The 261-nt window shown below is 38.3% G+C and carries 1 pseudogene; it reads left to right on the forward strand.

Features of this window, described 5'->3' with window-relative positions:
* Nucleotides 1–261, forward strand: a pseudogene (locus ACLJNW_RS26080) (hypothetical protein); the annotation flags it as partial.

A 261-nucleotide genomic window follows, 5' to 3' on the forward strand; every position in this document is an offset into this window, starting at 1 on the left:
CCTTTAATAGGTAACTTCATAGCAAGCAGTTTTGAAAAAGAAATAAGCTGGATAACTAAAGAGATAATAAACTTTCTTGATATGGGACTTCTTCCGGAAGATATTATTGTGGTGGCGTTAGATGACCGTCACATGAGAAATTATTTCCGTTATTTGTCAGAAAGTCTCGCATCGCATGAAATATCAGTGAATAACATACATGCAGACCCCTATTCAGAACCGCCATTCAGTATAAGCGGGAAGATCACGCTATCTACGGTG

The organism is Salmonella sp. SAL4457 (genome assembly GCF_046548235.1).
Lineage (GTDB): Bacteria > Pseudomonadota > Gammaproteobacteria > Enterobacterales > Enterobacteriaceae > Salmonella > Salmonella enterica.